This is a genomic window from Halopelagius fulvigenes (assembly GCF_042662625.1).
Classification (GTDB): Archaea; Halobacteriota; Halobacteria; order Halobacteriales; family Haloferacaceae; genus Halopelagius; species Halopelagius fulvigenes.
Genome location: NZ_JBHSXH010000015.1, coordinates 1,313,345 through 1,336,440, shown reverse-complemented (window position 1 = coordinate 1,336,440; position 23,096 = coordinate 1,313,345). Strand labels below are relative to the sequence as shown.

23 protein-coding genes and 1 tRNA gene are annotated in these 23,096 nt (G+C 68.2%); 11 read left to right on the top strand and 13 right to left on the bottom strand.

Going from position 1 to position 23,096, the window contains the following annotated elements; genetic code table 11:
- The first annotated feature begins 137 nt into the window (after positions 1 to 137).
- Entirely contained in the window at positions 138 to 2,510 is a 2,373-nt protein-coding gene (locus tag ACFQEV_RS17060) for a glycoside hydrolase family 3 N-terminal domain-containing protein (RefSeq protein WP_379698668.1), read from the top strand.
- 214 nt (positions 2,511 to 2,724) lie between these two features.
- The gene (locus ACFQEV_RS17055; protein ID WP_379698666.1) at positions 2,725 to 3,708 is read left to right on the top strand and encodes a DUF7972 family membrane protein; all 984 of its coding nucleotides are present in this window, start codon (positions 2,725 to 2,727) and stop codon (positions 3,706 to 3,708) included.
- A 55-nt stretch (positions 3,709 to 3,763) separates the two neighbouring features.
- Here ACFQEV_RS17055 and ACFQEV_RS17050 read toward each other — a convergent pair.
- The 3 genes from ACFQEV_RS17050 to ACFQEV_RS17040 all read right to left on the bottom strand — a co-directional run bounded on the left by ACFQEV_RS17050 (position 3,764) and on the right by ACFQEV_RS17040 (position 4,478).
- Positions 3,764 to 3,844, bottom strand: a tRNA-Ser gene (locus ACFQEV_RS17050).
- A 29-nt stretch (positions 3,845 to 3,873) separates the two neighbouring features.
- Complete coding sequence (locus ACFQEV_RS17045) at positions 3,874 to 4,086, bottom strand: hypothetical protein (protein WP_379698663.1); 213 nt, start codon at positions 4,084 to 4,086, stop codon at positions 3,874 to 3,876.
- On the bottom strand, positions 4,083 to 4,478 hold the full coding sequence (locus ACFQEV_RS17040; protein WP_379698660.1) for a Rid family detoxifying hydrolase: 396 nt from the start codon (positions 4,476 to 4,478) through the stop codon (positions 4,083 to 4,085). The genes ACFQEV_RS17045 and ACFQEV_RS17040 overlap by 4 nt, the downstream gene beginning before the upstream one ends.
- 140 nt (positions 4,479 to 4,618) lie before the next feature.
- Here ACFQEV_RS17040 and ACFQEV_RS17035 point away from each other — a divergent pair, with 140 nt between their 5' ends.
- Complete coding sequence (locus tag ACFQEV_RS17035) at positions 4,619 to 5,473, top strand: SDR family NAD(P)-dependent oxidoreductase (RefSeq protein ID WP_379698657.1); 855 nt, start codon at positions 4,619 to 4,621, stop codon at positions 5,471 to 5,473.
- A 10-nt stretch (positions 5,474 to 5,483) separates the two neighbouring features.
- Here the strand turns inward: ACFQEV_RS17035 and ilvA are convergent, their stop codons facing one another.
- Together ilvA and ACFQEV_RS17025 are read right to left on the bottom strand one after the other, a co-directional pair.
- Complete coding sequence (gene ilvA / locus ACFQEV_RS17030) at positions 5,484 to 6,695, bottom strand: threonine ammonia-lyase (protein ID WP_379698654.1); 1,212 nt, start codon at positions 6,693 to 6,695, stop codon at positions 5,484 to 5,486.
- Between the two features lie 264 nt (positions 6,696 to 6,959).
- Entirely contained in the window at positions 6,960 to 7,418 is a 459-nt protein-coding gene (locus tag ACFQEV_RS17025) for a gamma-glutamylcyclotransferase (protein WP_379698651.1), read from the bottom strand.
- Between the two features lie 85 nt (positions 7,419 to 7,503).
- Between ACFQEV_RS17025 and ACFQEV_RS17020 the strand changes: the two genes are divergently transcribed.
- Positions 7,504 to 8,904 carry an MATE family efflux transporter gene (locus tag ACFQEV_RS17020; protein ID WP_379698649.1) on the top strand — a complete coding sequence of 467 codons (1,401 nt, stop codon included), beginning with the start codon at positions 7,504 to 7,506 and terminating at the stop codon, positions 8,902 to 8,904.
- Between the two features lie 252 nt (positions 8,905 to 9,156).
- On the opposite strand, the gene citZ is transcribed toward ACFQEV_RS17020, so the two are convergent.
- Complete coding sequence (citZ, locus tag ACFQEV_RS17015) at positions 9,157 to 10,296, bottom strand: citrate synthase (RefSeq protein ID WP_379698647.1); 1,140 nt, start codon at positions 10,294 to 10,296, stop codon at positions 9,157 to 9,159.
- A 203-nt stretch (positions 10,297 to 10,499) separates the two neighbouring features.
- On the opposite strand from citZ, the gene ACFQEV_RS17010 reads away from it, so the two are divergent.
- Both ACFQEV_RS17010 and ACFQEV_RS17005 read left to right on the top strand, forming a co-directional pair.
- A complete protein-coding gene (locus ACFQEV_RS17010) occupies positions 10,500 to 11,750 on the top strand; it encodes a potassium channel family protein (RefSeq protein WP_379698645.1) in 1,251 nt (416 codons plus the stop codon).
- A 244-nt stretch (positions 11,751 to 11,994) separates the two neighbouring features.
- Entirely contained in the window at positions 11,995 to 12,207 is a 213-nt protein-coding gene (locus ACFQEV_RS17005) for a HalOD1 output domain-containing protein (protein ID WP_379698643.1), read from the top strand.
- A 1-nt stretch (position 12,208) separates the two neighbouring features.
- On the opposite strand, the gene ACFQEV_RS17000 is transcribed toward ACFQEV_RS17005, so the two are convergent.
- Together ACFQEV_RS17000 and ACFQEV_RS16995 are read right to left on the bottom strand one after the other, a co-directional pair.
- Positions 12,209 to 12,526 carry a DUF7536 family protein gene (locus tag ACFQEV_RS17000; protein WP_379698641.1) on the bottom strand — a complete coding sequence of 106 codons (318 nt, stop codon included), beginning with the start codon at positions 12,524 to 12,526 and terminating at the stop codon, positions 12,209 to 12,211.
- A 30-nt stretch (positions 12,527 to 12,556) separates the two neighbouring features.
- Entirely contained in the window at positions 12,557 to 13,885 is a 1,329-nt protein-coding gene (locus ACFQEV_RS16995; protein ID WP_379698639.1) for an MFS transporter, read from the bottom strand.
- A 148-nt stretch (positions 13,886 to 14,033) separates the two neighbouring features.
- Between ACFQEV_RS16995 and ACFQEV_RS16990 the strand changes: the two genes are divergently transcribed.
- The 3 genes from ACFQEV_RS16990 to ACFQEV_RS16980 all read left to right on the top strand — a co-directional run bounded on the left by ACFQEV_RS16990 (position 14,034) and on the right by ACFQEV_RS16980 (position 17,538).
- Positions 14,034 to 14,990, top strand: coding sequence for a succinylglutamate desuccinylase/aspartoacylase family protein (locus tag ACFQEV_RS16990; protein ID WP_379698637.1), 957 nt, complete (start codon positions 14,034 to 14,036; stop codon positions 14,988 to 14,990).
- 2 nt (positions 14,991 to 14,992) lie between these two features.
- The gene (locus ACFQEV_RS16985) at positions 14,993 to 16,084 is read left to right on the top strand and encodes a pyridoxal-phosphate dependent enzyme (protein ID WP_379698635.1); all 1,092 of its coding nucleotides are present in this window, start codon (positions 14,993 to 14,995) and stop codon (positions 16,082 to 16,084) included.
- Positions 16,085 to 16,170: 86 nt separating this feature from the next.
- Positions 16,171 to 17,538, top strand: coding sequence for an acyl-CoA thioesterase/bile acid-CoA:amino acid N-acyltransferase family protein (locus ACFQEV_RS16980; RefSeq protein WP_379698633.1), 1,368 nt, complete (start codon positions 16,171 to 16,173; stop codon positions 17,536 to 17,538).
- A gap of 37 nt (positions 17,539 to 17,575) precedes the next feature.
- On the opposite strand, the gene ACFQEV_RS16975 is transcribed toward ACFQEV_RS16980, so the two are convergent.
- The 4 genes from ACFQEV_RS16975 to ACFQEV_RS16960 all read right to left on the bottom strand — a co-directional run bounded on the left by ACFQEV_RS16975 (position 17,576) and on the right by ACFQEV_RS16960 (position 21,342).
- On the bottom strand, positions 17,576 to 18,328 hold the full coding sequence (locus ACFQEV_RS16975) for a protein-L-isoaspartate O-methyltransferase family protein (protein WP_379698630.1): 753 nt from the start codon (positions 18,326 to 18,328) through the stop codon (positions 17,576 to 17,578).
- Between the two features lie 21 nt (positions 18,329 to 18,349).
- Complete coding sequence (locus ACFQEV_RS16970; protein ID WP_379698627.1) at positions 18,350 to 19,300, bottom strand: SAM-dependent methyltransferase; 951 nt, start codon at positions 19,298 to 19,300, stop codon at positions 18,350 to 18,352.
- 54 nt (positions 19,301 to 19,354) lie between these two features.
- Positions 19,355 to 19,993 carry a protein-L-isoaspartate(D-aspartate) O-methyltransferase gene (locus ACFQEV_RS16965; RefSeq protein WP_379698625.1) on the bottom strand — a complete coding sequence of 213 codons (639 nt, stop codon included), beginning with the start codon at positions 19,991 to 19,993 and terminating at the stop codon, positions 19,355 to 19,357.
- Positions 19,994 to 20,691: 698 nt separating this feature from the next.
- Positions 20,692 to 21,342 carry an HVO_0476 family zinc finger protein gene (locus ACFQEV_RS16960; protein ID WP_379698623.1) on the bottom strand — a complete coding sequence of 217 codons (651 nt, stop codon included), beginning with the start codon at positions 21,340 to 21,342 and terminating at the stop codon, positions 20,692 to 20,694.
- A gap of 109 nt (positions 21,343 to 21,451) precedes the next feature.
- Here ACFQEV_RS16960 and ACFQEV_RS16955 point away from each other — a divergent pair, with 109 nt between their 5' ends.
- Together ACFQEV_RS16955 and ACFQEV_RS16950 are read left to right on the top strand one after the other, a co-directional pair.
- Entirely contained in the window at positions 21,452 to 21,586 is a 135-nt protein-coding gene (locus ACFQEV_RS16955) for a hypothetical protein (RefSeq protein ID WP_379698620.1), read from the top strand.
- A gap of 93 nt (positions 21,587 to 21,679) precedes the next feature.
- On the top strand, positions 21,680 to 22,024 hold the full coding sequence (locus ACFQEV_RS16950; protein ID WP_379698617.1) for a hypothetical protein: 345 nt from the start codon (positions 21,680 to 21,682) through the stop codon (positions 22,022 to 22,024).
- Positions 22,025 to 22,065: 41 nt separating this feature from the next.
- Here ACFQEV_RS16950 and ACFQEV_RS16945 read toward each other — a convergent pair whose 3' ends face one another.
- Positions 22,066 to 23,016, bottom strand: coding sequence for an aminopeptidase (locus ACFQEV_RS16945; protein WP_379698614.1), 951 nt, complete (start codon positions 23,014 to 23,016; stop codon positions 22,066 to 22,068).
- Positions 23,017 to 23,096 lie beyond the last annotated feature (80 nt).

Below are 23,096 nucleotides of genomic sequence, written 5' to 3'. Positions count from 1 at the left end.
GATTCGGCGGAAGCGCCCTCGTCCCCGGACGCCGCCCCGCCCCGTGCCAGACAGTAACTACCAGGAGAACGTCCGAGTAGGATTACTTTCTACTGTACTTAATAAACTATTATGGTATCTGATTGTCATTTTCACTCATGGACGGTCAATACAGAGAGAATGTAAACGTATCGAGATTTGTCGAACAGACGCGACGACAGTTCCTCGGCGTCGCCGGGGCCGGTCTCTTGGCCGCGGGGGGTGCCGGCGGCGTCGCCGCCACGGGCGACTCGGACGAAGACGAGGACGGGGACGGGGCGGACGTCGAGAACATCCTCGAATCGCTGTCGCTCGAACAGAAAGTCGGGCAGATGCTGCAGGTGAACGTCGGGAGTCTCGACCCCGCGGAGGTCGGCGACTATCTGACGAAGTACCACGCGGGGTCGCTCCTCTCCGGCGGGGCCAACCCGCCGACGAACGACCCGGCGGAACTCCGGAAGCGACTCGACGAACTCCAGCGGTTCGCCGCCGAGAACACGGACCACGGGATTCCGTTCGCCTACGGCCTCGACGCCGTCCACGGGAACGTCACGGTGGATGGCGCGACGGCGTACCCCCACAACCTCGGGTTGGGCGCGACGCGGGACCCCGAACTGACGAGGAAGGCCGCGAAAGCGACCGGCGAGTCGGTCAGGGCGGTGGGCGCGCACTGGAACTTCGCCCCGGACGCCGACCTGCAACGCGACCCCCGGTGGGGCCGGTTCTACGAGGGGTTCAGCGAGGATCCGTACCTCGCCTCGGAGATGGTCTCCGCGGCGACGGAGGGGATGCAGATGCGCGACGACGGCCGCGTCACCGTCGGCGCGACGGTGAAGCACTTCGTGGGCTACTCCGAACCGGAGAACGGCAACGACCGCAGTCCGGCGCACATCCCGATGCGAAGCCTCCGACAGAAGTTCTTCCCGCCGTTCCGGACCGGCGTTCGTTCGCGGACGGAGTCCATCATGGTCAACAGCGGTTCGGTCAACGGCGTCCCCGCGCACGCCTCGAAGTTCCTCCTCACCGAAGTCCTCCGCGAGTGGTGGGGCTTCGAGGGCGTCGTCATCTCCGACTGGGACGACTTCGACCGCATGATCACCCTCCACGAGTACGTCCCGACGTTCCGCGACGCCGTCCGCGAGGGCATCAACGCCGGCGTGGACGTCTACATGGAACCGGAGGAGCCCGAACGGTTCGTCACGACGCTCGTGGACCTCGTGGAGTCCGGCGAAGTCGAGACGTCCCGAATCGACGAGGCGGTCGAACGAGTCCTCCGGTTCAAGAAGCACCTCGGCTTGCTGGACGATAGCGGGCCGGACCTCTCGGTGGAGGAGCACGTGGGCGCGGGCCGCGACACGGCCCGCAAAGCCGCGACGGAGTCGATGACGCTCCTGAAGAACGCCGAGGGGACGCTCCCCATCTCGGACGCCGACACGGTTCTCGTGACGGGACCGAACGCCGACAACGTCCGCAACCAGATGGGCGGGTGGACGCTCGGGTGGCAGGGCCTCCCGGAGGACGCCGACGCCGCCCCCGCCGCGGTGACCATCGTTGAGGGGATGAAGGAGGCGGCGTCCGACGGCACGGAAATCGTCTCCGTGCCGACGGGCCACACGTTCAACCCCTACGCGCCCGACGAGTTCCCCTTCGACAACGAGTCCGAGGTCGTGGACGCCGCCGAGAACGCCGACGTCGCCGTCGTCGTCGTCGGCGAGGGCCCCTACTCCGAGGGATTCGGCGACACCGACACGCTCGAACTCCCGGGCGAACAGCCCCGAATCGTCGACGCGGTGGCCGAGACGGGCACGCCCACCGTCGGCGTCGTCGTGGCCGGCCGCCCGCGCGGCCACCCCGAGACGATGGCGAAATTCGACGCAGCGTTGATGGCGTACCAACCGGGGACGGAGGGCGGTACGGCGGTCGGTCGCACCCTCTTCGGCGAAACCGACCCCGGCGGGCGACTCCCCTTCACGTGGCCGCACACGACGGGTGACCTCATCAACGTCTACAACCACCTGCCGCCGGCGAACCGCGGCGACGAGGAGTCGCAGTTCCCGTTCGGCCACGGCCTGAGTTACACCTCCTTCGAGTACGAGAACCTGCAGATCAGCCCGGGGAAGTCCGCCGGCGACGGCAGTCTCGGCACCATCGAGGTGTCCGTGAAGGTGACGAACACCGGCGACAGGGCGGGCACGGACGTGGTGGAAGCCTACAACACCCAGTCGTTCGGGTCGGTCATCCACCCCGACGAGCGACTGATGGGGTACGAACGCGTCTCCCTCAAATCGGGCGAGAGTAAGACCGTCACCATCGACGCGCCGTTGGAGACGCTCTTGGTCCTCCCCGGCGACGTGCCGGGCGACGCGGACGAGTTGACCATCGAGGACGGCCAGTACGCCGTCACCGTCGGCGAGATGACGGAGACGTTCACCGTCGGGTCCGGCGGCTACACCGACTGGGAGGTCGGGGTGATAGAGGAGATGCAGGAGTAGACGCGACTCGGCGACCGGCGGTTCGAGTCGCCCCGTGGGTCGAACGACGAACTCGACGCTCGGCGGTACCTCGTCCCCGAGACGTTCGCTCACCCGCCGTTCGACTACCCGAAAACCCGAATCAGCGAGTCAGTACGCGCCGTTCAGTCTGCCGTCACCGGGGTTGTATACGCGTGCTTGAGGTTTATTCCGCGCTCGCGTATAGTACATCCGTATGGAGGAAGCGACAGCTGACTCGGCCGATGATCGGTCCGTTTCGGGATTCGCGCGATGGTTCTTGCTCTCGGGGAATCGACACCTCGTTTCGCTCGTCGTGCTCTCGGGAATCGGCGCGGCGTTTCTCGCGGTCGGAATCCTCGACCTCGCCACGGTGACCACGCCGAACCGGGTGATGTGGTACCTCAACGGCACCGTCAACGGGCTCTTGACGCTCGTTCCGATCACGATCGGCGTGAACCAGATCGTCCTCTCTCACGAGTTCGGCTCGATACAGGACCTCTACGAACGCCGGACCGACATCACGGACTTTCGAGAACGCGTCGAGGAGCGAACGGGGACCGCGGTGAGTTCGCCTCACGCGTCCACCTTCTTCGAGACGCTTCTCTCCGCCGTCGCGGACGCCGCCAGGACAGTTCAGGACCGGTTCGACGACTCGCGGGCGGACGACCGGTTGACGAACGACGTTGAGGAGGTGACGGAATCGGTCATTCGGGAAGCGGAACGGACGAACGACGAGTTGGCGGCGAACGGCACGAGCATGCTTCGGACGTTCCTCACGATGCTCAACTACCGTAATTCGGAGCAGTTTCACGATGTGCGGCGGATTCGGGCGGAACTGTCCGACTTCGACCCGGAGGCGGCGAAGGAACTCCAACAGATCACCGAACTGTTCGTCGAAGTCGACGCCGCGCGACAGTTCCTCAAAACGGTGGTCGTCGAACGGCAGTTGGCGCGCCTGTCTCGCCTTCTCGTCTACACCGGCATCCCCGCGGTGACTATCGCCACCATCGGCATCTTCTCCTATCGAGACATCGCCGGTCTGACGCTGTCGCACGCCCTCCTCGTCGGTGTCGCGGGGACGATAATCGTCGCGACACTCGTCCCACTCGCGATACTGGGCGCGTACATCCTCCGCGTGGCGACGATTGCACATCAAACGGCGATGTACGGGCCGTTCATCCCGGAGTCCGACGACTGATTCGTCTCTCCGTTCCCGACGAGACGCCTCGCTGGAGGGTTAGAAGTTAGAGAAGCGCCGGGACAGGGATTTGAACCCTGGATCCCAAAGGGAACACGCTTTCCAGGCGTGCGCCTTACCACTCGGCCATCCCGGCTTCCGGTTCAACGTATCCCGTTGAGTAGTTTAAGTCCTTCCTTTCTCGGCGATACGCCGTTCGGTGGCGTACGTCACACCCGAGACGACGACGCCGACGACGACGCCGACGCCGAGGGATCCGAGGACGCCGAACGACAACGGCCCCACGAGGAGGCGGTACGTCTGCAGGACGACGAGGAAACTGAAACAGCCGATAGCGCCCCAGAGGAGCGCGGACTTCGTTCGCGGCCGCACGCTCACTCGGACGTACTGTCGTCTACGTCCGCGATGGCCTCTATCTCGACGCCGACGCCCTTCGGCAGGTTCGCCACCTCGACGGCGCTTCGGGCCGGCGGTTCCGACTCGAAGTACCCCGCGTACGTCTCGTTCATCTCCTCGAAGTCCTCGATGTCGTCGAGGAAGACGCTCACCTTCAACACGTCCGCCGCCGTCGCGCCCTCCGCGTCGAGAATCGCCATCACGTTGTCGAGGGCCTGTTCCGTCTGCGTCGCGATGTCCGCGTCGTCCAGCAACTCGCCGTCCGGCGTCAGCGGAATCTGCCCCGCCGTGAACACCAGCGACCCGTTCGTCGTCGCCTGACTGTACGCGCCCACCGCGGCGGGTGCCTCGTCCGTGCTGATGATGCGCTTCATGGGCGATGCGTCGGCGTCGGGCGACTTAAAACCGAGAGAACTCCCGAGGACGGAACACTGTCTCCCCGATGAGAACGTCGAGACGCTCCGAGGCGGCGACACGCGCAGATTGATACCGCTCTCGCCCGTGAGTGTCTCCCATGGCGGACCCCGCTACGGTAGACTTCGGCGCGGACGACGTACTGGTGTTAAAGGACGACCGCTTCGGCCCGGAGAGCGTCTGTCTCGTGACGGGCGCGGCGTCGGGAATCGGCCGGGCGACGGCCGCCGCGATGGCGATGAACGGCCTCACCGTCGTCGGCACCGACGTGGACGGCGACGGACTCGACTCGATGAAAGCGCTCGTCGAAGACGAGATGGGCGCGCCCGGCGAGGTGGTCACCGTCGAAGCGGACCTGACGGACGACGACGAGATGCGGGCGTTGGTGGAGGAGGCGGCGACGCACGGCGACGTCCGGTACCTCGCGAACATCGCCGGGATGCAGCACATCTCGCCCCTCGACGAGTTCCCGATGGACGTCTACGACGCGATGCACGGGGTGATGGTCCGCGCGCCGTTCCTCCTGTCGAAACTCGTGATGCCGCACATTCGAGAGACGGACGACGGCGTCGGCGCGATAGGAAACATGTGCTCCATCCACGGCCACGTCGCCACGCAGGACAAGGCGGCCTACATCACCTCGAAGTTCGCCCTGCGCGGCCTCACGAAGTCCATCGCCGCCGAGGGGGAGGGCACCCTCCGCGCCTTCACCGTCTCGACCAGTTACGTCTCGACGCCGTTGGTCGAAGGGCAGATACCCGACACGGCGAAGGAACGCGGAATCTCGGAGGAGGAAGTCGTCGAGGACGTGATGCTTGGCGGGTCGCGCGTGAAGGACATGATGCGTCCGATTCAAGTGGCGAACCTGTACGTCTTCGGCTTCTCGAAGCACGGCCAACACCTCAACGGCGCGGACATGACGTGGGACGGCGGCCACCTCGGCACGTACGAGTGAGGGCGGCGAATCAGACGAGGACGTCCACCTCGTACCCGCGTTCGCGGAGGGCGTCGAGGAGTTCCTCGACGTGGTCGTAGCCCTTCGTCTCCAAGTCGAGTTCCACGTCCGCCTCGTTCATCGAGATGTTCCGCGAGGTTCGGTCGTGCTGGATGGCGTAGATGTTCGCTTGGGCGTCCGCGAGGACGGAGATGAGGTCCTGTAGCGCGCCGGGGCGATCCTTCAGCACGGTCCGAATCTTCAGGTACCGCCCCGTCTCGACCAACCCGCGCATGATGACCGTCGTCAGTTGGTTGAGGTCGATGTTCCCGCCCGAGAGCGTCGGGACGATCACCTCGCCCTCCTCGTAGTCGAACGCCTCGAACAGGAGGGCCGCGAGGGCGACGGCCCCCGCGCCCTCGACCAGCGTCTTCGACCGTTCCAGCAGGTACGTCAGCGTGACGGCTATCTCCTCGTCGGAGACGGTCACCACCTCGTCCACGTGCGCTCGGATGACGTCGAACGGCGTCTCGCCGACCCGTCGGGTGGCGATGCCGTCGGCGATGGTCTCGACGCTGTCGAGTTCGTGAATCGACCCCTTCTGGAGCGAATCGGCCGCCGAGGAGGCACCGTCCGCCTGCACGCCGACGACGCGCGCGTCGGGGTTGTGCGCCTTCACCGCGGTGGCGATGCCCGCGATGAGGCCGCCGCCGCCGATGGGGACGACCACGGTGTCGAGTTCGGGGCAGTCCTCGACGATTTCGAGGCCGATGGTCCCCTGTCCGGCCATCACGGCGGGGTCGTCGAAGGCGTGGACGTACGTCCGGCCCTCCTCGCTCTCTATCTCGTGGGCCTTCGCCTGCGCCTCGTCGTAGTCCGCGCCGTGGAGGACGGTTTCGCCGCCGTAGCGTTCCGTCGCCTTCACCTTCGAGATGGGCGCGTGCTTCGGCATCACTATCTTCGAGTTCACGCCCGCCCGCGTCGCCGCGAGTGCGACGCCCTGCGCGTGGTTTCCGGCACTCGCCGTCACCACGCCCGCCGCCTTCTGGTCGTCCGAGAGGGTGGCGATGCAGTTCATCGCGCCGCGAATCTTGAACGCCCCCGTCCGCTGGAAGTTCTCCAGTTTCAGGTGCACCTCCGCGCCCGTCATCTCCGAGAACGTGTGCGAGTAGTCCAACGGTGTCCGCTTCGCCACGTCCTCGATTCGGTCGCGGGCCGCAGTAATGTCCGAGAGCGAGAGCATGATTGCGGTTCCCCGCCGTCTCGGTTAACCGTTTTGGGGCGTCGAGACGGCGGGTTCGCACCGCCGGGCGGCGTCGGCCGCTGAACGCCGCCGAGTCGGGACGCGGCCGCCGCTCGGGACGCGTAGAAGGGGGAAAGGGGGGAATGCACGCGTGTGACGTGCATCTGTTCTTCGGTTCGCGTGGTATATAAACATCATGTACCCGGACCGAAAGTGAAATCGCAGGACGGCGGCGGGATGAACGCGCCGTCTGACGGTCGTCATTCACACGTCCGATACATTCTCTGTCGGTTTTACGACGACGCGTTCCTCGGCGACGAATCGGCGGACTCGGGTCGCGAAATCGCCCGAATCCGGCCATTCGGCGTCCTCGTCCACGCCGAGACGGGCGGGGTCGCCGACGTACACCGCCGCGGAGTCCGCCGCGCCGCCGCGCGCGCCGGACGAGTCGCCGTCGCCGCCCGTACCCGCGTCGTCCGCGTAGGGGACGTTCATGCGGACGTAGAGGCCGGAGGCGACGCCCTCGTACCGGTCGAGCGTCGGTAGTTCGTCCGTCCGGAGGACGCGCCCCTCGACGGACCCGCCGGGGAGGAGCGTCGGGTACTCCCCCTCGGCGCGGTGGAGTCCGAGGAGGCGGGCGTCCGGTCCGAACGACCACTCGTCGAGGAGCGATGCGACTCGGTCGGGGTCCGTCAGGGTCCCGTAGACGAACACATCGGTCACGGCGGGGGCGTCGGCGCGGACGGACAAAGTTCGCTCGGCATTCCCCTTTCGGTAAGGTCAAGCATCCCACGGCGCACGTTCCAGCATGGACTTCGAGCGACTCCGCGGCGTCTGGCGTCGCGTGTTCTCGCTCGCGTGGCCGGTGATGGCCGAACAGACCACGCGGACGCTGATGCGGACGGTGGACATCCTCGTCACCGCCGCGCTGTCGCCCGCCGCCGTCGTCGCCATCGGTCTGGCCGACCTGTTCGCGCGGTTCCCGCTGAGAATCGGCCTCGGCCTCGGCGGGGCCGCGATCGCGCTCTCCAGTCAGGACACCGGGAGCGGTGCCGAGGCGAACCGCGACGAGGCGGTGACGCAGGCGCTGGGTATCGCCTTCCTCACCGGCGTCCCGTTCGTCGCCTTCGGCGTCCTCTTCTCGGAGTGGGCGGTGGGGCTGTTCCCCGCCAGCGACGAGGCGGTGCGCCTCGGCGGGACGTACCTCGCCGTCGTCTTCGCCACCGCGCCCGCGCGCCACGTCGCACTCGTCGGCGCGCGTGCGTTGCAGGGACTGGGCGACACCCGGACGCCGATGTACGTCAACGTCCTCGCCAACGGCGTCAACGTCGCCCTGTCGGTCGGACTCGGCTTCGGCGTCGCCGTCCTCCCGCGGTGGGGCGTCTTCGGCGTCGGCCTCGCCACGTCGGCGGCGAACGTCCTCTCGGCGGGACTGCTCGTCGCGGCCATCTACCGCCCGGATTCGCCCGTCGCCTTCGCACGCCCGACGGACCGGACGGTGGCCGCGCAGCTCGTCGGCGTCGCGCTTCCGCGGGCGGCGGAGGGGTTCGCCACCGAACTCGCGGAGTTCCCGTTCAACGCGCTGTTGCTCTCGCTCGGAAGTGCGGGCGCGGCATCGGGCGACGTTATCAACGCCGGCTTTCAGGTCGGCCGCCGGGTGTACCAGCAGGTGACGAGTCCGCTCTCCCGCGGGTACAACGTCGCGGGGAGCATCCTCGTCGGCCAAGCGTTGGGGCGCGGCGAGGAGTCCGTCGCGCGGTACGAGGGGTGGGCCACCGCCGCCCTCTCTCTGTGTTCCGTCGGCGTCATCGGCGTCGTCCTCGCGGCGTTCGCGGACTCGGTCGTCTCCGTCTTGGGTTTCGGCGGGTCGCCCGAAGCGCTCACGTACGCGGCGGAGTTCGCCGTCGTCTACGGCCTCTCCGCGCCGATGCTCGCGGTGTTCGTCGCGCTCTCCGGCGCGCTACAGGGCGCGGGCGCGACTCGCCTCCCCTTCCTCGCTCGCGTCACTGGCATGTTCGGCTTCTTCGTGGGCTTCTCCTACCTCGCCGTCGAGCAGTTGGGGCTCGGCCTGTTCGGCGTCTACGCCGGCGTCTTCCTCGCGTACCTCTGGATGGGGCTGTTCGCCGTCGCGGCGTTCGCCCGCGCCGACTGGGCCGGGACGGCCGAGGGCCTCCTGCGCGAACGCGGGAGCGTCGACGCCGACGGCTGAGGCCCGCGCCCCTCGCCGGTCTGGTCGGGTTCGCGTTGCCCGTCCTCCCCGGGAACACCGTCGGCGGCATCTTCCGGTGACGGTGGTCAACTACTTCCAGACGACGGAGGAACGCCTCGACATCCGCGGAAGGACGGCGCGGCGCGGAAACTGACGACGAGAGAGTGAATTCTCGGTAGCGGTGCCGGGCGGTCGTACGTTCCCGTGCGGCGAGAAGAGGAGTGAGGTCGAATCGAGCGGGGAAGGCGGACCTTACCGCTCGTCGATGTCGGGGAACGTCTGGTCCGTCGGGCCGACGTAGCGCGCGCGGGGGCGGATGAGCCGGTTGTCCTCGTACTGTTCGAGGACGTGCGCCGTCCACCCCGCGACGCGGGACATCGCGAAGATGGGCGTGTAGATATCGACCGGGATGCCCATCTGGTAGTACGTCGACGCGGAGTAGAAGTCCACGTTCGGCGCGAGGCCCTTCTCCTCCGTGATGTACTCCTCGATCGCGACCGAGTAGTCGTACCACTTCATGTCGCCCGCCGCCTCGCCGAGTTCCTCGGACTTCTCGCCGAGAATCTTCGCGCGCGGGTCCTTCACGTTGTAGACGCGGTGTCCGAATCCGGGGACGCGGCGGCCCTCCTCGAGGGCGTCCGTGACCCACTTCGTCGGGTTCTTGTCGCTCTCGTCTATCTCCTTGAGCATCTTCATCACGTTCGCGTTGGCCCCGCCGTGGAGCGACCCCGCGAGCGTGCCGATGGCGCTCGTGACGGCGCTGTGCATGTCCGAGAGCGTGGAGGCGGTGACCATCGCCGAGAACGTCGAGGCGTTCAGGCCGTGGTCGGCGTGGAGGACCAACGCCATGTCGAACGTCTCCGCGAGCACCTCGTCTGGTTCCTCGTCGTTGAGCATGTAGAGGAAGTTCGCCGCGTGGCCGAGGTCCTCGCGCGGTTCGACCGGTTCCTCACCGTTGCGGAGGCGATTGAACGCGGCCAGCGCCGTCGGAATCTTCGAGGTGATGCGGCGGGCCTTCCGGACGTTGGCCTCCTCGTCCGCCACGTCCTCGAAGGTGGCGTCGTCGTCGTGCGCCGACAGCGACGAGACGACGCTCCGAAGCGCCGCCATCGGAACCTCGTCGGCGTCGGCGAGCGTCCGAACCTGGTCTAAGACGTCCTCGTCGAGCGTCCGTTCGGCGGTCATCTGCTCTTCGAACGTCTCCAGCTCCGAACGCGACGGGAGTTCTCCGTGCCACAGGAGGTAGACGACCTCCTCGTACGACGCGTTGCGGGCCAGGTCTTCGATCGTATAGCCCCGGTAGACGAGCTTACCGGCATCACCGTCGATGTGACTGAGCTCCGACTCGGCGACGAGAACGCCTTCCAGCCCCCGCTTTAGGTCGTCTGACATACCCAAACGGTTCCCGTCCCTCTCAAAAAAGCGTTATCGTTCACCCCAAACTATTTCCTTTAGTGTCTTTTGGAGCATAGCCCAACGTTAACTCGTAGCACACAAAGGGGGAGACGCCGACGCCACAACGTCCGTCCACCGCGCGGGGTGCGAGTAACGCGTCGCTACCAAGCCTTATCACGGTCCGCCGCCCATCCCGACACATGGACCCAGCGGACGTGGAGTACGAACCGGTCAGCGTCAAGGAGGTGCTGTCGGAGATGAAGGACACGGCAGAGCTCCTCATCGACCTCTCGTACTCCGCCGTCCTCAACGGGAGCGACGACATCGCGCGGGAGGTTCTCGCACTCGAAGAGCGGATGGACATCCTCCAGCTGCAGGGGCGGATGAGCCTCCTGATGGCCGCGCGCAACCCGGAGGACGCCGAGCAGCTCGCGCCCGTCCTCGGCGTCATCGGCGCGGCCGAGAAGATATCCAACGCGGCGGGCGACATCGCCAAGGTGGTACTGGAGGACATCGGCCTCCCCGACGCGATACGGACGGCCCTGCCGGAGGCCGCGGAGATGCTGGTGCGGGCCACCGTCGCCGCCGACTCGCCGTACGACGGGCGCACCCTCGGCGACATCAACATGGAGACGGAGACGGGCGTCCGCGTCATCGCCATCCGCCGTCGCTCCGCGACCGGCAAGCGCCGGTGGATTACGAACCCCGACCGGGAGACGCAGCTGCGGGAGAACGACGTGCTCCTCCTCCGTGGCGCGCAGGAGGGCGTCGCGGCCGTCTACGAGACGGTGTCCGGCGTCCCGTACGAACCGCCAGCGGCCGCCGACCCGCCCATCGAGGACCTCGAACGCGCCGTGGACTCCATCATCCTGATGAAGGACATGAGCGAACTCGCCGTTGACCTCGCCTACGGCGCGATTCTGTTCGACAGCGAGGGCGTCGCGGAGGAGGTAGACGAGCTAGAGGCGGAGGTGGACGCCCTGAAGTCCCGCTTCGAGGCGTGGGTGCTCCGGGCGGCGAGCCGCGTCGAGGACCCGGTTCAACTCCGCGGACTCGTCCACCTGGCGTCCGCGACGGAGGTCATCTCCGACGCCGCGCTCGAAATCAGCGAGGGCGTCCTCCGGGGACTCAACGCCCACCCCGTCGTCGCCGTCGCCGTCGAGGAGTCCGACGAGGTCATCGTCCGTCTCACCGTCGCGGAGGGGAGCACCCTCGCGAACGCGACGCTCGGCGACAAGCGGGTGAAGACGGAGACGGGGATGCGCGTCATCGCCGTTCGCCGGGGCCGCCCCGCGGGGGGCGACGCGCCGAGCGACGCCGACGAGTGGGTGATCCAACCCGGCCCGGAGACCGAACTGCGCCCCGGCGACGTTGTCATCGCGAAGGGCACCCGCGCGGGCGCGGAACGACTCGGCGAGGCCACCGGCGACCCCCAACTGTACGACGGGTGATCGACGGCGCTCCTCGCGCCGCGGCCGACGGAAACTTAAACAACCGGACATAGAAACGCCCAACTTATTGTGGCTCCTCCGCTTGCTCAGTACCAATGGACAGGGCGGACTCTCTCGCTACTCGCGGTCGAAGACGGGGACGGGCGTACCGCGCACGAACACGCGGACGCGACGCGGGGTGTTGAGACGGGTGACCGAATCTGGCAGCACGCCTTCGGGTACGAGCGGAGCGGACGATGTCGGCGTGCGAATCGTCCGCGAAGTCGCCGCCGAACTCGGCCGGAGTCCGATGGAGCTCGAACCGCTCGCCGGACTCGTCGATATCGACGCGCTCTCGTCGCTGACGGCGACGCAGTCCGTGAACGTCTCCTTCGAGTACGAGGGCCTCCAGGTCACCGTCCGCCGGGACGGTTCGGTCGCCGTCGAACGACTCGACGACGACCGGGCGACGCGGTAACTCACGCGTCTTTCGCGAGGCGGTAGACGGAGACGACGGTCAGGAGCGTCGTCACCAGAAGCGCCGTCGAGGTGGCGAGGACGAACGCGAGGATGCCGAACCAGCCCTCCGGCCCGAGAATCGGGTACGCTCTCGTCCCCGCGAACGGGCCGAACAGTTCCAACACGCGGAACAGGTACGCCCCGGCCGCCAGCGTAACCCCGGCGGCAACGCCGACTGCGGCGTTCCGCGGCACGTCTAACGCCTCGACGAGTCCGCCCGACGGCGGACGTTCCGGTACCTCGTCACTCACGTGTGGGGGTTCTCCTCGGGACGCCAAATCTCCATCGCCATCGCCGCCGCCTTCGGCTCACGCGTACGCCGGGAACTCCCGGCCGAAGGCGAGGAAGTAGCCCGTCCCGAGGAGGCCGACGACCGTCGCCGCGCCGAACGCCAGTTCCGGCGACGCCGCGTACAACCACCCGCCGACGGCCGCGGAGGGGATGACGACGACGTTGCGGACGAGGTAGTACGACCCCACGACGCGTCCGCCGGCGTTCTCCGCCGCCGGCCCGACGATGAGCGCTTTGTGCGCCGGGAGGCCGGCGAACCGGAGGCCGGAGAACGCGAAGAGGAGAGCGACGACGGCGGCGTTCGCCGGCGCGTTGACGAGCAGTACCGGGAACACCGCGTAGACGGCGAACCCGAGCGCGACGACCGGTTTGAGGCCGACGCGCCGCGCGAGTTTGGCGACGGGAACCATCGTGAGGAGGGCGACGGCCATCTCGACGGCCAACAGGACGCCGAAGTACGCGTCCGGCGAGAGCGACCCGACGGCGGGGAGCGTGACGCCGACTTCGAGGAACTCGGTGACGACGATGACGAAGAAGACGTACACCATCCCGTTGGCGAAGCGGACGAGGGTGTCGCCGACCAGCAGGGGCCGGAGTTCCGGCGGCATCGAGCGCAGGTCGTCGAGCACCGAGCCGACGCCCTCGAAGGACTTGCCGAACGAGTCCTTGGAGGCGTCGTAGAGGACGTACTGCGCCGCCGTGGCGAGGAGTCCGAACAGGGCGGCGACTGCCAAGACGACGCGGAAGCCGAACTCGAAGGGGTAGAGCGTCAGCACGCCCGCGGCGAGCAACGGACCGAGCAGAAAGGCCGTCCGGCGGAACGTCTCGGTGCTCGCAAAGCCTGTCGCCAGACGGTCCGGGGGGACGCTCTGTTTCACTATCGCGAACGTCGCGCCGAGACCGAACGACTTCCACGCCTGCGCGAGGAGGAGGCCGACGAAGATGCCGACGGGGAGGACGACCGGTTTCGCCGCGTACCGCCCCACCTCGAAGGCGGGTACCGTGAGGGTCCCGAAGGCGTCGGCGAACAACCAGACGACGAACCCGAGCGTCGAGGCGACGCCGAACGCCGTCAGCGCCGTCCGCGACCCGATGCGGTCCGAGAGCGCGCCGCCGGGGTACGGGTAGACGGCGCTGACGAGGTTGCCGAAACTCCCGTACAGTCCGATGGCGAGGCTGCCAGCCCCGAGGACGCTCACGTATCGCGGCATGTAGCGGCCGGTCATCTGGAAGCCGAGGCTGAACGCGAACATCGCCGCCGAGAGGACCAGCACGTCGCCGTCGAGGGCGAAGAATCGTCGGAACGACGAGAGCGCGTCCGGTTCGGCCGTCTCCTCGCGCGCCATGTGCGTCTCGTCCCGCCCGTTCGTAAAATCAGTCCCGGTCGGACCGACCTCGCCCTTACGGCGGGTGACCCACGCGCGGCGGCGTACGTCGCCGTCTGCGGTGTCACAGACCGAATCCCTAAAGGGTGGGGGTGCCGAGAGACGAGTAATGACCACGCTCGGAAGTGCGAGCGCGGCCCCGGGAGAGATTGCGACGGGTCGCCTCGAAGTGGGAGAGGCGCGAGACGGAAGCCCGGTCGCGCTCCCGGTCGCCGTGATAAACGGCGCGCGAGACGGCAAGACGCTCTACCTGCAGGCGGCGTCCGACGGCGACGAACTGAACGGAGTCGGCGTGATTCAACGCGTCGTCCCCCAGCTGGACCCGAACGACGTGGCCGGCGAGATACTCGTCGTCGGCATCGTCAACTACCACGCGTTCCAGGTCGCCGAGCACAGAAACCCCATCGACGACACGAAGATGAACCGCGCGTACCCCGGCGACGAGAACGGAACGTCCTCCGAGCGTATCGCCGCGGCGACGTTCGACGTCGCCTCCCGCGCGGACTTCATCGTGGACCTCCATCAGGGTTCGACGAGTCGGATGATAGACGAGGTTCGCGTCCGGTGCGGCCGCCACCACCGCCTCCACGGCGAGTGCCTCCGACTAGCGAAGACGTTCGGGTGCGGCTACATCCTCGACCAGAAGGGACCGGACGGGCAACTCGCCCGCGCCGGCCCGGACGACGGCATCCCGACCATCGACCCCGAACTCGGCGGGGCCGTCGGGTGGGACGAGGGGAGCATTCGAAAGGGCGTAGACGGCGTCTACAACGTCCTCCGGGGCTACAGCTTCCTCGACGGATCGATCGAAACCCGGTCGCAGACCCGCGCGAAGGGGTTCGACCAGTACGGGTCGCCCTCGGGCGGTCTGGTCCGGTTCAAGAAGGACCTCGGCGACTCCGTCTCCGTCGGCGACGTGCTGTTCGAGGTGACGGACGTCTTCGGCGGCCTGAAGGCGCGCGTCACCGCCGACGGCCCCGGCATCTTCTGGCGGTGCCGCCGCCTCCCGCAGGTCGCCACCGGCGAGTACGTCTGCTCCGTCGGCACGGACATCGACACCGTCTGACGATGGCTCCCAAACTCGCGCTTCGCTGTTCCGCCTGCGGCAACGAACCCGCCGAGTGGGCGTGGCGGTGCGACTGCGGCGCACCGCTGGATTTCGCTTCCGATCCCCTCCCGGACGGCCCCGCACCCGACCCGGCGGCGTTCGACGCCCGCCGGGGACTGTGGTCGTTCGACGACTTTCTCCCGGTCGGTCCGAACGTCACCCTCGGCGAGGGACTGACGCCCCTCGTGGACGCGCCCGAGTGGGACGCGTCGTTCAAACTGGAGTACGTCTTCCCCACCGGGTCGTTCAAGGACCGCGGGGCGACGGTGACGCTCTCCGTCGCCGACGAACTCGGCGTCGAGAGGGTCGTCGAGGACTCCTCGGGCAACGCGGGCGCGGCCATCGCCACCTACGCCGCCCGCGCCGGCATCGACGCCGACGTGTACGTGCCCGCGGCGGTCAAAGAGACGAAACTCCGCGCCGTCGAACGCGCGGGGGCGACGCCCGTCCGCGTCGAGGGGTCCCGCGAGGACGTGACCGACGTCTGCCTCGACGCCGTGCGCGCCGGAGACGGCTGGTACGCATCCCACGCGTGGAACCCCGCCTTCTTCGCCGGGACGGCGACGTTCGCCTACGAAGTCGCCCTCCAGCGAGGCTGGTCGGCCCCGGACGCCGTCGTCTCGCCGCTCGGCCACGGGACGCTGTTTCTCGGCGCGTACCGCGGCTTCCGCGCCCTCCGCGACGCGGGGTGGATAGACGAGATGCCGCGCTTGCTGGGCGCGCAAGCGGCCGGATACGCCCCCGTCGCCGAGGCGGTGCGCGGCGGAGACGAGGCGGCGGGCGAGAACGACGCGGCCGACGGCATACAGATACGCGAACCCGTTCGTAAACGGCAGATTCTCGACGCGATCGAGGAGACGGGCGGCGACGCGATCGCCCTCTCGGCGGACGCCGTCGAACGCGAACTCGACGCCCTCAACGCCCGCGGGTTCTACGTGGAGTCCACCGCCGCCGCCGCGCCCGCGGCCCTGCGTGAGTACCGCGAGCGAGGTATTCTGTCGGCGGACGACGACGTGGTGGTGCCGCTGACCGGAAGCGGGATGAAGGCGTAGCCGCGGGTTCGCGCTCCGTTCTCACGGCGACGTGCGCCGCGTGTCACCACCCGACGTGACTTTAGGGTCGCGGTAGTATCTCGGGTATGCCGTTCGAGGAGGTGGTGGGACGACGGGACGTCCTCCGACTGTGCGGCGGTGCCGGCCTCCTTCCGATAGCGGGCTGTAGCGGAACCGCGACCGACCCGTCGTTCGCCGTCCCGTCCGCCGCGTTGACCGACGAGCCGATCACCGTCGAACTCGACGGACTTGACCCGCGAACGCCAGTGACCGTACGCGCTAGCGCCGCGTCGCGGGACGGCACTCGGTGGGTCGCCCGCGCCCATTTCGAAACCGACGGCGACGGGAGCCTATCCGTTCCGGAGCAAGCACCCGAGCGCGGAACGTACGCGACGGCAGACCCGATGGGGCTGTTCTGGTCGATGCGGCCGGCCGACGCGACGCCGGGTAACCGGCTTCCGCCGGAGGTGCTCTTCGTTCCGGACGAGACGGCCTACGACGTTACCCTCTCGGCGGAGGCGAACGGACGGACGGTGGCCGAATCGACGACGACGCGCCGGCTGTACGACCCCAGAATCGAGCACCGAACCGTCGGCCACGACGCCGTCGTCGGCGAGTTCTTCGCGCCGCCCGGCGACGCCCCCGCGCCGGCCGTCGTCCACCTCCACGGGGCCGGGGGTCGCCCCCACGTGCCGACGGGCAGGCTACTAGCGTCCCGCGGAATCGCGACGCTGACGCTCCGATACTTCGGCGACCCGGAGCCGATTCCCGACACGCTGGCCGAGGTGCCGGTCGAGTACGTCGAGACGGCGATAGAGTGGCTCCGCGGCCGAGAGCGCGTCCGCGGACCGAACGTCGGTCTCTTCGGGTTCTCCCGAGGCGGCGCGTTGGCCTTGCTCGCGGCGACGCGGAGCGACGCTATCGGGGCAGTCGTCGGCTGGGTACCGAGCGGAGTCGTCTGGGAGGGTCTCGGCTACGGGCGAGTTCCGGCGGGCACCTCCGCGTGGTCCGTCGACGGCGAGCCGGTTCCGTTCTTGGAACTGGCGGACGCGGACGTGGGGCCGCCGCCGACTCCGTCGCTCCCCTTCTTCGAGCCGACGCTGTCGGCCGCCGGCGAGGACGAACTCGCGGCGGCGACGATTCCGGTCGAAGAGGCGGAGACGCCGATTCTCCTCGTGTCGGCGACGGACGACAGGCGGTGGCCGTCGACGGCGCTCTCGGAGCGAGCCATCGACCGACTCGAAGCGAACGAGTATCGCCACGAGTACCGCCACGAGAGCCACGCCGGCGCGGGTCACTACCTTCGTTTCCCCTACCTGCCGACCGCGGGCACCGAGAGAGACGTCCGCCACGTCTACGGAGGAGGAGCCGAGGCGAACGCCCGCGCGGCCGCCGACGCGTGGGCCGAGACGGTGGCGTTTCTCGCCGACGCTCTCGGCGGAGCGGTCGAATAGGACGCGGCTCTTCGGGTCGACCTTCCGATACGTCCGACTACCGCCGCCGACGTCCGCTCAGCCTCTCGTCCCAGTCGATCCACTCCTGTTCCCACCCGCTCGGCGCGAAGTACCCCGAGTCGGGACGGGCGCGTTCGGCGTCCTCGCGTTCGGTGCGGTTGCGCGTGGGACCGCTTCGCTGTTCGCCCTCGACCAAGAGGGGTCGGAAGGCGACGGGGCCGTGTTTCTCCTCGACTTCGCCCTCGTGGGTGACGGAGACGAGCGTCTGCTCCGGGCCGCCCATCGGCATGACGAGGCGGCCGCCGTCGGCCAACTGCGCGACGAGTTTCCGCGGGGGGTTGATGGCCGCGGCTTCGACGAGGATGTGGTCGAACGGGGCGTACTCGGGGAGGCCGTCCGCGCCGTCGCGGCAGTCCACGAGGACGCCGCCGTAGCCCGCCGATTCGAGGTTCGAGCGGGCGGCGTAGACGAGTTGGCGGTCGATATCGACGGCGTGGACGCTCGTCTCGCCGACGAGTTCGGCCAGGACGGCGGCGGTGTAGCCGACGCCCGCGCCGACCACTAGCACGTCGTCGTCTTCGGAGGCGTTCAGGGCGGAGAGCATTCGCGCGGCGAGGGCGGGGGCGAGCACCGTCGTCCCCTCGTAGTCGGAAGCCCGGTTGTCGTACGGCGTCTCCTCGACGAACGGGTGTCGAGGGACAGTTCGCATCGCGAGGCTCACGGACTCGTCGACGTCCATCGAGTGCTCGATGCCGTCGACCATGTCCTCGCGCAATGCGGCGGTATCCATACTCGCCCTCAGTCGTGCGCCCTAATCAACCGCACGCTCCGGCCGGTGGGCGACGACCGCCGTCCGGCGGTCTCCCGGCACGGATTTACAAGCAACGTCGGAGAATCCGGCGTCGGTCAACCACTCGCGGTAGGTCGCCTCCGGGTAGGCGTCGCCCCGCCCGACGCCGAGGGCGCGCACCCGCGCGCCGACCGATTCGGGCGACCCGTCGCGGAGGACGTCCACGAGGACGAGCGTCCCGCCCGGTTCGAGGGCGTCGAACGCCGCGGCGAAGAGCGCGCGGTTCTCTTTCGGGTCGAGCCTACCCGTCGCGTCGGCGGCGAACGCGAGTTCGACCGACTCGGCGTCGAGGCCCAACTCCGTCGGCACGTCCGCGGTGACGGTCCCGACGCCGCGGTGGCGGACCATCGGTTCGACCGCCGCGACGCAATCGGCGTCGTCCACCAGCGTCGTCTCGAAGCCGCGGGCGGCGAACTCCGTCGCGTACGCCCCCGACGCGCCGAGGAGGTCCGCCACTCGCTCCGCGTCGGGTCGTTCGCGCACCGCCGCGGTGACGCGGGCGCGGACCGCGGCGTCGTCCGCGGCGGCGTGCGCCCCGAGGCGGTTTCGCGTCCAGTCGGCGGGTAACTCGGGCGTCTCGCCCGTCGTCATCGTCTCCGGCAGGTCGGTCCAGAGGTCCAGCAGATCCAACGCGTGCGGCAGGCGACCGATGGAGCGCACGTCTCGCTTCGCCAGAAAACCGAGCGCGCGGTTCGTAATCTCGTACTCGCCGCCCACCTCGCGGACGAAGCCGAGGTCCGCGAGCGATTCGACGACGACGGCGGCCGCCTCCTCCGTCACGCCCGCCGCCTCGGCCGCCTCCGCGGGCGTCCCGGCGGTGTCGAGGACGGCGTCGAGGACGCCGCTCCGGCGGGCGGCCCAAAGCAGGACGAGTTCCTCCACGTCGTGCGACGAACTGTCTCGGGTCGGCATGTCCGCCCCGACGCCCCCGACGGGCAAAGTCGGCCCGGTTCCGTCGTCCCTCCGCTATCCGCCGCTCATCGTGACGAACCTGACGCCGCCGTGTTCGGACCGCTCGACCGTCCCGTCGGGGTTCTTCTCGACGGTGACGAGTCGCTGCCGACCCCGCCCGACGGGCGCGACGACGACGCCGCCGGGTTCGACCTGTTCGCGGACGGCCGCCGGAATCTCGGGCGGCGCGCAGGTCAGGTACGCGCCGTCGTACGGGGCGCGTTCGGGCCACCCCTCATGCCCGTCGCCGGTGCGGACCGAGACGTTGTCGTAGCCGAGCGATTCGAGCGTCTCGCGGGCGCGGTCGGCCAGTTCGGGTTCGTACTCGACGCTGTAGACGTGACCCTCGGGGACGAGTTCGGCGGTCACCGCGGCGTGGTAGCCGCACCCCGTCCCGATTTCGAGGACGCGGTCCGCCGGGTCCGGGTCGAGGAGGTCCGCCATCACGCCGACCATGTGGGGCGCGCTGATGGTCTGTCCCCGTCCGATGGAGAGCGGTCTGTCCGCGTACGCGGAGCGTCGGGACCCCTCGGGGACGAACTCGTGGCGCGGCACCGCGCGCAGGGCGTCGAGCGTTCGCTCGTTCTCGACGTGGCCCCGCCGTTCGAGTCGTTCGACGAGTTGCCGTCGCTCGTCGGTTCTGTCGTCGGCCATACGTCGTAATTCGCGGCGAGAACAGTCGAAGGTTGCGGGCAACGGCGGACGCAACCCGGCAGTTCTACTTACGGAGTCTCTCCAGCAAACGGACGTTCTTCGTTCCCGCTTCCGGCTGACGAAACGACCGGTGGGTCAGGCCGCGTATTTATCGATGCTCGGGTCTACTATCCGGCGACCCGTTCACGAACGCGACGGTCGATTCTCCAGGCTACCCCTGCACTCAGTATAGTCATAGCTGCCCCGAACGTTGCGAGCGGAGCGTATCCGCTCAGTGCAAGTGGAACTCCGATACCGAGGAGACCAAACTGAATCGCCGTTCGCTTCTTCCCATCACGATACGCGGATTGGCTCGTCCAAAGGGAGAAAACGCCGGCGAATATGCCGACTAGGAAACTGGTCTGGAGGTTCAAGCCGCCGATCGTAGTTATCGGAATCTGAGAGATAATAACAGCCCAGATCGGCTTCCGATGAGGATGACTGCTAAACGGCGGACTGACATCCATCTCCTACATCTAATCCGATTGGGAACGTGAAGTGGGTCTTTTGTGTCGAGTATCCGCGAGCGAAGCGAGCGGTTCACCGGCGACGAGCGGCCGAAGGCCGCGATGTCGGCGGCTTTTTCCCTCCAGGTTTTTCGAGGAGGGTTCCCGCAGCGAACGCAGTGAGCGAGGAAACCCGACGACGAAAAAGGTGGGTTACCAGGCCGACCACGCGGTGGACGTCTCGTCGCGGCCGTACAGCCGGTTCAGGTCCTTCGCGTACACCATGTCGCCGTCGTGGTCGAGTTTCCCGTGGCGGTACTCGGGGGCGTCCTCGCGGACGTGGAGGGCCTTGACGGTGAACTTCTCGTCGCCGAACTCCTCCGTCTCGCCGACGACGAACTCGTAGTCGCCGGGGACGTGGACCTTGAAACTCCGCGTCTTGTCGTGTTTACCGTCCTTCGGGTTGACGGTGACGTTGACGGAGACGTTGTCGACGGCGCGGGTCCAGATGGTCGTCACGTCCTCGACCTCCGCGGACTCGGTTCGCTGTTCGGGGCCGACTTCGATGCCGGTGATGCGGACGAGCATGATGGCCTCCTCCGTATCGACGATGAACTCCTCGCCGACGGCTATCGTCTCCTCGGCGGGGGCGTCGACGGTGGTCTTGAACGACTCACGGTCCTGCGAGACGATGACGTCTCGCTGGACTTCTCGCTCCTCCTCGATTCGAACCTTGTGGACGTGGCTGCACTCCGTACAGCGAACGGTGGCGTGTCCGCCCGGTTTCAACACCTCGTGGACGGTCGGTTCCTCGGGCGAACAGGAGGGACACGCGACGGCGACGCGGTCCTGTGGCGTACTCATACCCGTGCGTAACCGACCGCGCCGTAAAAAGTCGCCCTTCCGCCCTCGGGCGCGTGATACCGCCCCGTGGGAGTCGGTCACTCGACCGATACGCTAGGGTTCTCATACGATGCGGACGCACTCCGTGACGACGCCCTCCCGCCGCGCGTTCCTCACCGTCACCGGACGGAGTCCGGTGGGCCGACGAGCGTTGCTCGTCGCCGCCTTCGGTAGCGCCGGCGTCGCGGCGACGGCCGCGAGGTGAGTGCGGCGGGGCGGTGTCTCATCGGCTGAGAGCGGCGTCGGTGCGGACTCCTATCACCGGTGAATATTTATCAAAACACGAACAACAATGGGTATGCAACGAGAGTCGAACCCCATCCGGAACGCGTTCGCTGGTCGGACCGTCGCCCTCCTCTTCGCGTTCGTCCTCGGGTTCTGGCTCCTCTTGGAGTCGAATCTCCTTCTCGAGGCCCTCTACGCGCCGCTCTATCCGTTCTGGCTCCCGTCGTACCTCGCCGTCGCGTTCGCGTCGGGCCTGCGGAACGTCTTCCTCCCGCGTCTCGGAAGCGGACTCCTCTTCGACGCGACGGTAGTCGCGTTCCTCTACCTCGAAGCGGTCCTCCTCGCGGGCGCGGTTCGCCTCCTCCGTCGGACGTATCGGACGTACCGGAGAGGGCGGGCGAACGGAAGCGCGCGGTGACGGACAGCGGGTTTCGGCCGTTACGAACCGGATAACCCCGTCTATCGAGGAAGTTCCACTTCCTCCCCGTCCGCGTACACGGTGGGGTCTCGAATGATACCGTCCAGATGGAGGGGCGCGTCCGTGTCGCCGCCGATGCCCGCGTCGTCGCCGATGGCGATGTGGACCGTACCGGCCGCCTTCTCGTCCAACAAGACGGACCCCACGAGGTCAGCCACGCCGACGTTCGTCCCGATGCCGAGTTCCGCGAGGTTGTACGCGTCGCGGCCGACGTCCTCCGCGCCCGCCTCGACCTGTTCGCGCACGTCGTCGTCCGAGATGTCGGTCACGTAGCCCTCTTCCACCTCGAATCGGAGTTCCTCGCCGTCGTCTAAGAGTCCGTGCGGCATCATCGTCCCGTCGACGACGTACGTGCCGTTGGCGTTCCCGGGGCTGACGAACACCTCGCCCGCGGGGAGGTTCGAAAAGCCGCCCGCGTCGTGGACCATGCCGGTGTCCGAGAGCCAATCCCTGTCGCCGGGTTCGAAGGTGATGTCGGTGCCGCGGTCCGTCGTGACGCGCACCTCCTCGGCGTCGTTCACCTGCTCTAACACCGACAGCGAGTGCGACGCGATGGCCTCGTAGTCGGCGTCTAACCCGGTGACGAACACGTCCTCGGTGATGCCCGGAAGCGTCGCGCCGCGCGCGCCCACCTCGCAGGCGTCGCCGCGGGCGCGGGTGTGACTGAGGCTCTTCGTCGTCGGCGCGAGGAACACGTCCGCCTCGGCCATCGCGGCGGCGACGGGCGCGGGCGGTTCCTCGCCGTGTTGGTTCCCCGGCGGGTACCGGAGCAACGTCACGTCCCCCGTCACCGACCGCGCCGCCCCGTAGAGTGCCTCCCCGATTGGCAGTCGCTTGTCGTCGGTGACGACGACGCACGACTCCGCTTCGTCGAGTGCCACGCACTGGTGCACCGCCGTCTCCGCGGCGGCCGCTATGTCACTGTCGCTCATACACCCACGTGCGCCGCCCGCGGGGTTAGGCGTTCCCATCGCCGTCCGGTCGGCCGGTTCCGCCGACTCGTCGCGCGGGG

What these genes read in the sequence shown, in the direction of transcription:
- ACFQEV_RS17060 (WP_379698668.1), top strand. Translation starts at nt 138, where the DNA reads ATGGACGGTCAATACAGAGAGAATGTAAACGTATCGAGATTTGTCGAA.
- ACFQEV_RS17055 (WP_379698666.1), top strand. Translation starts at nt 2,725, where the DNA reads ATGGAGGAAGCGACAGCTGACTCGGCCGATGATCGGTCCGTTTCGGGA.
- ACFQEV_RS17040 (WP_379698660.1), bottom strand. Translation starts at nt 4,478, where the DNA reads ATGAAGCGCATCATCAGCACGGACGAGGCACCCGCCGCGGTGGGCGCG.
- ACFQEV_RS17035 (WP_379698657.1), top strand. Translation starts at nt 4,619, where the DNA reads ATGGCGGACCCCGCTACGGTAGACTTCGGCGCGGACGACGTACTGGTG.
- ilvA (WP_379698654.1), bottom strand. Translation starts at nt 6,695, where the DNA reads ATGCTCTCGCTCTCGGACATTACTGCGGCCCGCGACCGAATCGAGGAC.
- ACFQEV_RS17020 (WP_379698649.1), top strand. Translation starts at nt 7,504, where the DNA reads ATGGACTTCGAGCGACTCCGCGGCGTCTGGCGTCGCGTGTTCTCGCTC.
- citZ (WP_379698647.1), bottom strand. Translation starts at nt 10,296, where the DNA reads ATGTCAGACGACCTAAAGCGGGGGCTGGAAGGCGTTCTCGTCGCCGAG.
- ACFQEV_RS17010 (WP_379698645.1), top strand. Translation starts at nt 10,500, where the DNA reads ATGGACCCAGCGGACGTGGAGTACGAACCGGTCAGCGTCAAGGAGGTG.
- ACFQEV_RS16995 (WP_379698639.1), bottom strand. Translation starts at nt 13,885, where the DNA reads ATGGCGCGCGAGGAGACGGCCGAACCGGACGCGCTCTCGTCGTTCCGA.
- ACFQEV_RS16990 (WP_379698637.1), top strand. Translation starts at nt 14,034, where the DNA reads ATGACCACGCTCGGAAGTGCGAGCGCGGCCCCGGGAGAGATTGCGACG.
- ACFQEV_RS16985 (WP_379698635.1), top strand. Translation starts at nt 14,993, where the DNA reads ATGGCTCCCAAACTCGCGCTTCGCTGTTCCGCCTGCGGCAACGAACCC.
- ACFQEV_RS16980 (WP_379698633.1), top strand. Translation starts at nt 16,171, where the DNA reads ATGCCGTTCGAGGAGGTGGTGGGACGACGGGACGTCCTCCGACTGTGC.
- ACFQEV_RS16975 (WP_379698630.1), bottom strand. Translation starts at nt 18,328, where the DNA reads ATGGATACCGCCGCATTGCGCGAGGACATGGTCGACGGCATCGAGCAC.
- ACFQEV_RS16970 (WP_379698627.1), bottom strand. Translation starts at nt 19,300, where the DNA reads ATGCCGACCCGAGACAGTTCGTCGCACGACGTGGAGGAACTCGTCCTG.
- ACFQEV_RS16965 (WP_379698625.1), bottom strand. Translation starts at nt 19,993, where the DNA reads ATGGCCGACGACAGAACCGACGAGCGACGGCAACTCGTCGAACGACTC.
- ACFQEV_RS16960 (WP_379698623.1), bottom strand. Translation starts at nt 21,342, where the DNA reads ATGAGTACGCCACAGGACCGCGTCGCCGTCGCGTGTCCCTCCTGTTCG.
- ACFQEV_RS16955 (WP_379698620.1), top strand. Translation starts at nt 21,452, where the DNA reads ATGCGGACGCACTCCGTGACGACGCCCTCCCGCCGCGCGTTCCTCACC.
- ACFQEV_RS16950 (WP_379698617.1), top strand. Translation starts at nt 21,680, where the DNA reads ATGCAACGAGAGTCGAACCCCATCCGGAACGCGTTCGCTGGTCGGACC.
- ACFQEV_RS16945 (WP_379698614.1), bottom strand. Translation starts at nt 23,016, where the DNA reads ATGAGCGACAGTGACATAGCGGCCGCCGCGGAGACGGCGGTGCACCAG.